Source organism: Bradyrhizobium sp. 61, assembly GCF_023073075.1.
In the GTDB taxonomy this organism is placed as follows: Bacteria; Pseudomonadota; Alphaproteobacteria; order Rhizobiales; family Xanthobacteraceae; genus Bradyrhizobium; species Bradyrhizobium barranii.
Genome location: NZ_JADPIU010000007.1, coordinates 1 through 7,532, shown reverse-complemented (window position 1 = coordinate 7,532; position 7,532 = coordinate 1). Strand labels below are relative to the sequence as shown.

General features: G+C 61.6%; 10 protein-coding genes and 2 pseudogenes. 11 read left to right on the top strand and 1 reads right to left on the bottom strand.

All coding sequences use genetic code 11. The features are described 5' to 3' along the window. Positions 1–63: 63 nt before the first annotated feature. Complete coding sequence (locus IVB46_RS02680) at positions 64–306, bottom strand: hypothetical protein (RefSeq protein ID WP_247341930.1); 243 nt, start codon at positions 304–306, stop codon at positions 64–66. A 31-nt stretch (positions 307–337) separates the two neighbouring features. Here IVB46_RS02680 and IVB46_RS02675 point away from each other — a divergent pair, with 31 nt between their 5' ends. The 11 genes and pseudogenes from IVB46_RS02675 to IVB46_RS02630 all read left to right on the top strand — a co-directional run. Beyond that, on the top strand, positions 338–766 hold the full coding sequence (locus tag IVB46_RS02675) for a hypothetical protein (RefSeq protein WP_247341927.1): 429 nt from the start codon (positions 338–340) through the stop codon (positions 764–766). Between the two features lie 322 nt (positions 767–1,088). Then, positions 1,089–1,376, top strand: a pseudogene (locus IVB46_RS02670) (helix-turn-helix domain-containing protein); the annotation flags it as partial. A 314-nt stretch (positions 1,377–1,690) separates the two neighbouring features. Continuing rightward, positions 1,691–1,966: a DUF2312 domain-containing protein gene (locus IVB46_RS02665; protein ID WP_247341923.1), complete on the top strand. Its 276-nt coding sequence runs from the start codon at positions 1,691–1,693 to the stop codon at positions 1,964–1,966. A 20-nt stretch (positions 1,967–1,986) separates the two neighbouring features. Next, positions 1,987–2,859, top strand: coding sequence for a hypothetical protein (locus IVB46_RS02660; protein WP_247341920.1), 873 nt, complete (start codon positions 1,987–1,989; stop codon positions 2,857–2,859). 22 nt (positions 2,860–2,881) lie between these two features. After that, positions 2,882–3,304 (top strand): hypothetical protein, encoded by a 423-nt coding sequence (locus IVB46_RS02655; RefSeq protein ID WP_247341917.1) that lies wholly within the window; start codon positions 2,882–2,884, stop codon positions 3,302–3,304. A gap of 24 nt (positions 3,305–3,328) precedes the next feature. Further along, positions 3,329–3,760 (top strand): hypothetical protein, encoded by a 432-nt coding sequence (locus tag IVB46_RS02650; RefSeq protein ID WP_247341914.1) that lies wholly within the window; start codon positions 3,329–3,331, stop codon positions 3,758–3,760. Positions 3,761–3,784: 24 nt separating this feature from the next. Continuing rightward, positions 3,785–3,907 (top strand): hypothetical protein, encoded by a 123-nt coding sequence (locus tag IVB46_RS44820; protein ID WP_256468540.1) that lies wholly within the window; start codon positions 3,785–3,787, stop codon positions 3,905–3,907. Between the two features lie 115 nt (positions 3,908–4,022). Next, positions 4,023–4,490 (top strand): terminase small subunit protein, encoded by a 468-nt coding sequence (locus tag IVB46_RS02645; protein WP_346016108.1) that lies wholly within the window; start codon positions 4,023–4,025, stop codon positions 4,488–4,490. A gap of 12 nt (positions 4,491–4,502) precedes the next feature. Further along, positions 4,503–4,880 (top strand): winged helix family transcriptional regulator, encoded by a 378-nt coding sequence (locus tag IVB46_RS02640; protein ID WP_247341909.1) that lies wholly within the window; start codon positions 4,503–4,505, stop codon positions 4,878–4,880. Between the two features lie 194 nt (positions 4,881–5,074). Then, positions 5,075–6,412 (top strand): phage terminase large subunit, encoded by a 1,338-nt coding sequence (locus tag IVB46_RS02635; RefSeq protein WP_247341906.1) that lies wholly within the window; start codon positions 5,075–5,077, stop codon positions 6,410–6,412. A gap of 58 nt (positions 6,413–6,470) precedes the next feature. Then, a pseudogene (locus IVB46_RS02630) lies at positions 6,471–7,532 on the top strand (hypothetical protein); the annotation flags it as partial.

The following is a 7,532-nucleotide window of genomic DNA, read 5'->3' as shown; positions in this document are numbered from 1 at the left end:
GCGCAGTCCGGCTCTCGTGGCGAAGGAAAGCAATACAATTCCCGCGCCGAAATTCCTCTGCCGTCAGGATCGATCCGCTCTCCTGTACCGGCTCTCAAATCGTTCGATGTTGCGCAGTCCCTGCTCGACGGCCTTGCGGTGGTCGGCGGTCTTCTTGCGCTCGTTGTCGTCTTCGGAAGCATCCCGCTTGCTGTCGGGATGATGATCTTCGCTGCTTTCTAGGTATCTCACGACGTTGGCCGTTGCTGCGGCCAGCGAAATGAAACTGAACTCTTCGTTGTCGTTGTCGTGTGTCGCGTAGCTCATGGCCCAGAATGAACCATGAGGAGTATCCGGAATGCCGGAAAAGAAGGCCGAAGACATGGAACAAGCGATCAATTGGCCGGACGAGATCGGCATCATTGCCGGTCCATTCGGGGGAAACCGCAAGAGCTGGTTAGCTCGGGCCGCTCGGCATGCCGGCGTGACCTATCGCCAGATCAAGGCGTTGTACTACGGCGAGCACGACGACCCGCGCCACTCAGTCGGAATGAAACTCCTGGCGGCGGCACAGGAGGCAAGGATTCAAAGGGCGAAATGCGATGCGCTTAATGTTGCGGAATTTTTTAGTCGGCACGCTCAAGCGCTTGCCAGCGTCAATCCGGATCTGGATCGGAAGCGCATTGATGAGTTCGTCTCTGCGGCGCGCGCGATTGGCGGCGGAGATCGCACCGGAGATTCTTCCGAAGGAAGAGTAGGCGGCCCGTATCTGGGCAAAGATCCGTAGGCAGTACGCCCGCCGGCATCATCACCGCGGGCCAATGAGAAAGGGCAGGGACATGAATATGCACGCCATTGACTTGACGCCGACGCAGCGCAAGGCGATCGATCGCAGTCGCAGTTTCCGAGAGACCATCGCTGCAAAGGCGGCCGAGCTCGCCGACCGCAAGACACGCATTGCGCTTGCCGCCTTGCCGGTTGCAGCGCTTGAGGCGCCGCTGATCCGAACGCCGGAGGCGCAGGTCGTCACGCCCGACACTGAGATCCTGCCATCTGGGCCGAATTGGTTTGTTGTTCTCGCCGCTGAGCCGGGGCCGCAATATCCGAGCATCAGAGACATCCAGAAGGCCGTCTGCAAGCACTACGACGTGAAGATGGTCGACCTCCTTTCTCCACGGCGTACCGCGGACATCGTCAAGCCGCGGCAGGTTGCCATGTATCTCGCCAAGGAGCTGACGCCTCATTCGCTCCCGCAGCTCGGCCGCAGATTTGGCGGGCGTGACCACACCACTGTGCTCCATGCCGTCCGCAAGATACCGGCGGACTCGCGCGCCGATTTGGCACTCGCGCACGATCTCTCCGTCCTCTTCCAGACCATCACAGGAGCCCAGCAATGAAGACGCGCCCCCGTGACATCCTCAAGGACCTCCAGCGCCAGCTCAGGGCCGCTCCTCCAAAGTCCCGCGAGCGCATTCGCCTCCGCGTTCAGGCTTTCGAGAAAGTCCTGATCATGAGGAAGAGACCGAAAGCAGCATGATGGGCATCCGCAAATCCATCCCAACCGAAGGCGCCTCGATCTGGTGGGCCTCTGGCTGGTCCTACGTCATGCCAGACTTCGACAAACCTAACCATTCGATCATCGAGTGGCTGAGCGAAAATCCCCCAGTGTATCCCCACCGCGTTCCCAACAACTCGAGCCCAGAGAACACGGATGAGCGAGCCGACAATCGGACACAATAGCGAGCCGGTCACACAGATCGCCAAGGACCAGCTTCGTTCCATCATTGAGCGCATTGAGAGGCTCGAAGAGGAAAAGAAGGCCATTGGGGATGATATCCGCGACATCTACGCGGAATCGAAGGGCAATGGCTACGACGTGAAGGCGTTGCGCACCATCGTGCGCATGCGCAAGCAGGACCCGAACGAGCGCGCCGAGGCGGATGCGATCCTCGAGCGCTACATGCATGCCATGGGAATGCTCGCTTGAAGCCTGTGAAGCAGCCATGGATGAAGTTCTATCCGTCCGATTGGCGTTCGGAGCCGACGCTGCGGCTATGCTCGATCGCCGCACGTGGGCTTTGGGCAGAGATGATGTGCGTCATGCATGATGCTGAGCCCTACGGGTCTCTCTTGGTCAACGGCAGACGCATCGACAAGAAGCAGCTCGCTGGCCTCGCTGCCATTACCGAGAAGGATTGCACGACGCTCCTGATGGAGCTCGAAGGCAATGGTGTCTTCAGTCGGGATGACGATGGAACGATCTATTCCCGTCGCATGCGGCGCGACCACGCGAAGGCGATCAAGGATAAGGAGAACGGGAAGGGCGGCGGCAACCCTGGCCTTAAGGGCAAGGTTAAGGGTGGGGTTAACCCCCCGGATAAGGGGGAGGATAAAGCCCAGAAGCCAGAAGCCAGAATTGATGTTGCTGATGACGCGCGGGCGAATCCGAACCCATCGTTCGACCTCGCTGAGCGACTGCTGGTCATCGCCGGACACGATCGCAGCTTCTGGCCTCCGGGATGGTGCGGCGCTCCAAACCGCATCGCGACTTGGCTGGCCCAAGGCTGGAAGCCCGAAATCATCATCGCTGCCGTGACATCAGCTGCAGCCCGCAAGCGCGGGCCGCCGGCAAACAGCGTGCAGTTCTTCGAGAACGCGATCGCCGAGGAGCACGCGCGCCAGGCCGCGCCGCTCCCGCAAGTCGAAATTCGAGATGCCCCAACCCTCACGGTGACGAGACATGGAAAGCCAAAAAGCGCAGTCATTCAGGCCATTGACGACCTCAACCAGCGGATTGCCGACTTCGACGACCTCGGAGGATCTGACGAGCTACGCGGCTCAGAGGGCCAAGCTCCTCCTCGGCTGCTATCGCACGGGTGACGCCAACGATCCGCAAACCTACGTGGCGGCGATCACGGCCGTGCTGGCGCGTTTTCCACGGGACGTGATCACGTCGATCACGCATCCGGTCACCGGCCTCCCGTCCAAGAAGGATTGGCTCCCGACGGTTAAGGAGGTCTTCGAGGCCTGCCACCAAGCCTATGCGCCAATCCTGGAGAACGAGGCGCGGCTCAAGCGCGTCAAGGAGCAGGTCGAGATGCGCGAGCGCGCTGACAGAGGCGAGCGGCCGACCATGGCACAGCTCAAGGCAAAGTACGGCAACGATTGGGGGATAGGTCAGGACGAGAAGCCGATGCAACCGAAAGCGCAGGCGCCGAACCTCGAGCAGCTGCGTCACCACTACGCTCACTACGATCTCGCGTTCAAGGCGAAGGAATATCCCCAGAAATCCGAAGAAGATGCGCCTTCGGGTTTGTCGGATTAACAAATCACTACGATCCTTGCGCTCATGAGCATCAACGATCTCCGCGCGCGCATGGCCGACATCCACGGAATCGACGGGCTGACGATGCAGCTCGCCAACGGCCGACAGGTGTTCACGATCGGCAGTGTGGTGACCTCGACGACGGCGTTCGCATCGGATGACGAGATCGAGCAGGCCATCCGCAACGCAGTGCGACTTCCATCCGTTCCGCTCATTGCGGAAGAAACCAAGGACGCTCCCATGAGCATCACAGGCGCCTCGCATGTCGGCATGTCGCTCAAGGACATGATGGAGCAGCGCAAGCGCGCCATGGCCGACGGCCACGCCAAGCTCCAGGACGCATTCGCCAAGATGGACCAGGCCACAGCCGCCCTCAACAGCGTGGGCGACAAGGTGGCTGCAGAGGCCGACGATCTTCTCGCCAGCGTCGGACAGTTCACCAACGATCTGGGCTGAGAGCCCGCAACAGGAGACGGAACCATGTCCGAAGAAACCCTGAAGTTCATCGCCCACGAGTTGTCCAAGGTTCTCCCCGCCGGCGCCAAGCGTCGTGTCTGGCTCAAGGCCAAGGGCGGCGAAGTCATCGTCGATAGCCGGCTCTGATGTTCTTCCCCATATCGCCCGCATTCGAATACATCGAGGCCTGGTTCTGGCCGGTCCTGACGTGCGTTGCTTTCAGCCTCGGCTGCGTCACCGGCTGGGTGGCGAAAGGGTGAAGATGGGGCGCCCCTCCGACTATACAGCCGAACTGGCCGCCTCGATCTGCGCCCGCCTTGCAGCGGGGGAGACCCTACGTGCCGTGTGCAGGGATGAGGCTATGCCATCTGAAAGCACCGTCAGGGGATGGGCTCTGGACGATCGAGAGGGCTTTTCCGCGCAGTACGCGCGTTCCAGAGAGATCGGCTACATGGCGATGGCCGATGAAACCCTTGAGATCGCCGACGATGGCTCGAACGACACCTACAAGACGGACGAGGGCCAAGAGGCCACCAACCATGACGTGATCGCGCGTTCTCGGCTTCGCGTCGATACCCGTAAGTGGCTCCTCTCCAAGGCACTTCCCAAGGTATTCGGCGACAAGATCGTCCAGGAGCACACCGGTGCCGATGGCGGCCCGATTCAGCAGAGCATAACCAAGATCGAGCGCGTCATCGTGGATGCGCCGAAAGCATCAGAGGCGTCGTAGGCGGGGGCCTGAATGACCGAAGCAGAGCAGGAGGCGTTGCGTACCCGTTTGGTTGAGCTCGAAGCCCTCTTGGGCGTCGGAAACGACGACGTGTCCAGGCTGCTCACGGTCTTGGATGCAACGCCGCAACAGGCCGAAATCGTCGGGTTCATGCTCAAGCGCGCCGTGGCAACCCGTGATGCTTTGCTCATCGTCCTGTTCGGCAACCGGCCGGAATGCGACCACCCCGAGCCCAAGCTCATCGACGTGCAAATGGTGAAGGTCAAGCGCGCGCTGCGCAAGGTCGGCATCGAGGTCCGCACCGAGTGGGGATATGGCGGCTGGGCGCTGTCCCGCGAGGACAAGGCCAAGCTGCGGGCGATGATGGCCGGCGAAATGGCGGCGGCGTGACCCATGCAGAAGCTCGAAGGCGCAGCACTAAGCCGTCGGCTACACATGGACCGATCCTGCTTCTCGAAGTTGCGCCACTTCACCCTTAAGGCCGCCGAGGCCCACGCTGACAGGCTCAGCCGCGGTCAGGGCGAGGACAACATCGAGCCGTATCCCTGCAAGTTCTGCGGCGGCTGGCATGTGGGGCATTCATATTGAAAGCGCTTCGCATCCAGACCCCACGCGTGTTTGTGCCGCTCCTTGAGGAGAAGCGATACAAGGCGGCCCATGGCGGCCGTGGATCCGGGAAGACGCATTTCTTCGGCGAGCTCGCGATCGATGAAGGCGTCCGGTTTCCGGGCGACTACGGGATAGGCTTGAGAATGGTGTGTCTGCGCGAGGTCCAAAAGGATCTGACGCAGAGCTCCAAGATGATCATCGAGGATAAGCTCGCCAAGCATGGTCTCAGTGAGGCCGACGGCTTCAAGGTGTTTCGCGACGTGATCGAGACGCCAAAAGACGGCATCATCATCTTCAAGGGCATGCGGGATTACACCGCCGAATCCGTGAAATCGCTGGAAGGCTTCCGCCGCGCCTGGATCGATGAAGGGCAGGCCTTCTCCGCGCGCTCACTCTCCCTGCTTCGCGCGACCATCCATCGATGGCCGGATTCGCAGATTTGGGCGAGTTGGAACCCGACCAGGAAAAACGATGCTGTCGATGATTTCTTCCGCGGGGAGAATGGCCCTCCTAGCGGTTCTGTTGTCGTCGAGGCAAATTGGCGAGATAACCCTTTCTGGAATGCGAGCGCCGAGGAAGAGCGACTCACCGAGCTTAAGCTCTATCCAGAGCGCTACGGCCACACCTACGAAGGCGAATATGCGCGTGCGTTCGAAGGTGCCTACTTCGCCAAGCAGATCATTGAGGCGCGGGCGCAGGGGCGCATAGGCAAGGGTATCATCCCGGCCGATCCGCTGCTTCCGCTAAAAATCTTTGTGGACATCGGAGGCGCAGGAGCCGAGGCCGACGCGATGTCGATTTGGGTCACCCAATGGGTCGGACCTCAAATCCGCGTGCTCGACTACATCGAGGGCATGGGCCAGCCGCTGGACTACTATGTGAACGAGCTCCGCGCCCGGAAATACGAGCGGGCGATCATCCAGCTGCCGCATGACGGCACGCACGCCGTCTACAACGGCAATCGCTACGTGGACCTCTGGCGCCAGGCCGGCTTCGAGTGTCCGGAGCCACTCCCGAACCAAGGTCGCGGCGCGGCCATGATGCGCGTTGAGGCCGTGCGCCGCGTCTTTCCGTTCTGCTGGTTCTCCGAGACGCCAGCGGTGGAGGGCGGTCTCGATGCCCTCGGCTACTACCATGAACGTAAGGACGCGGCCCGTAACATCGGCCTTGGCCCCGAGCACGACTGGAGCTCGCACGCGGCCGACGGCTTCGGCCTGATGGCCGTCTGCTACGAGGCGCCGTATGCGCCGGCGGCCCATGTGCCCTATTCGCGGTCGCGATCCCGCGGCGGCGGATCCTGGCAGAGCGTCTGATGGGAAATCCATTTCCGCGCCAATGCTACGACAAGCCCCTATCATCGGGATCTGCTGAATGCTGAACGACGCGGACGGGGCTGGGGGCGGCTACGACGAGGGCAAGGAGACGCCATCGGACGCCGATGCGCTCTTCGACAAGCTCAAGGGCTGGATCAAGCTCGACTACAACAGCAAGGGCCAGGTCAACTGGCGCCGCGAGGCGCGGGAGGACTTTGATTTCGAGTCCGGCGAGCAACTGTCCGAGGAAGACAAGGCGATCCTGAAGGACGCCAAGCGCCCGATCGTCATCTTCAACCGGATCGGGACGACCGTCGATAGCGTGGCCGGCCAGGAGGTCGGAAATCGCCAGGAGGTGCAGTTCCTGCCCCGCACGCCAGGCGTGGTGAAGAAGAACGAGCTTCTCACATCTGCCGCGAAGTGGTTCCGGCAGCAGTGCGACGCCGAGGACGAGGAATCGGACGCCTTCCGCGACATGGTTGTCTGCGGCATGGGCTGGACCGAGACCCGGCTCGACTACGAGGATAATCCGGAAGGCGACCCGAAGGTTGACCGCACCGACCCGCTCGAAATGGGCTGGGACAGTGGCGCCAAGAAGCGCAACCTGGTGGACGCGCGGCGTGTGTTCCATATCCGGCGCGATGTGCCGATGGATGAGGCCCGCGCTCTGTGTCCGGGTGATCCCGATCGACCCTTTGAGGATTGTGACTACAACGCCACATGGCTCGCGGATGAGAAGGAAGGCGAGGAGCCGCACCACAACAACGCCACCACCTACGACAAGGAAAACACCGGAGAGGACGAGGACGACGAGTGCGTGACGATGGTCCGCATCCAGTGGTGGGAGCGCGTGCCGGCTTATCTTGTGCTCGACCCGACCAATCCGGAATCCATCCTGACGCTGGGCACCGACGAGTTCAAGGACCTGAGCGCGAAGGCCAAAATGGTCGGCGCCGAGCTCAAGTTCACCAAGTCCACCCGCAAAGTCTACCGGCAGGCCTATCTCGGCAATGTCCTGCTCGAGATCGGCGATGCGCCGGCGAAGGGGCATTTCTCCTTCAAGTGCATGACCGGCAAGCGCGACCGGAACAAGAACACCTTCTTCGGCATCGTGCGCGCC

What these genes read in the sequence shown, in the direction of transcription:
- IVB46_RS02680 (WP_247341930.1), bottom strand. Translation starts at nt 306, where the DNA reads ATGAGCTACGCGACACACGACAACGACAACGAAGAGTTCAGTTTCATT.
- IVB46_RS02645 (WP_346016108.1), top strand. Translation starts at nt 4,023, where the DNA reads ATGGGGCGCCCCTCCGACTATACAGCCGAACTGGCCGCCTCGATCTGC.
- IVB46_RS02665 (WP_247341923.1), top strand. Translation starts at nt 1,691, where the DNA reads ATGAGCGAGCCGACAATCGGACACAATAGCGAGCCGGTCACACAGATC.
- IVB46_RS02640 (WP_247341909.1), top strand. Translation starts at nt 4,503, where the DNA reads ATGACCGAAGCAGAGCAGGAGGCGTTGCGTACCCGTTTGGTTGAGCTC.
- IVB46_RS02675 (WP_247341927.1), top strand. Translation starts at nt 338, where the DNA reads ATGCCGGAAAAGAAGGCCGAAGACATGGAACAAGCGATCAATTGGCCG.
- IVB46_RS02660 (WP_247341920.1), top strand. Translation starts at nt 1,987, where the DNA reads ATGAAGTTCTATCCGTCCGATTGGCGTTCGGAGCCGACGCTGCGGCTA.
- IVB46_RS44820 (WP_256468540.1), top strand. Translation starts at nt 3,785, where the DNA reads ATGTCCGAAGAAACCCTGAAGTTCATCGCCCACGAGTTGTCCAAGGTT.
- IVB46_RS02650 (WP_247341914.1), top strand. Translation starts at nt 3,329, where the DNA reads ATGAGCATCAACGATCTCCGCGCGCGCATGGCCGACATCCACGGAATC.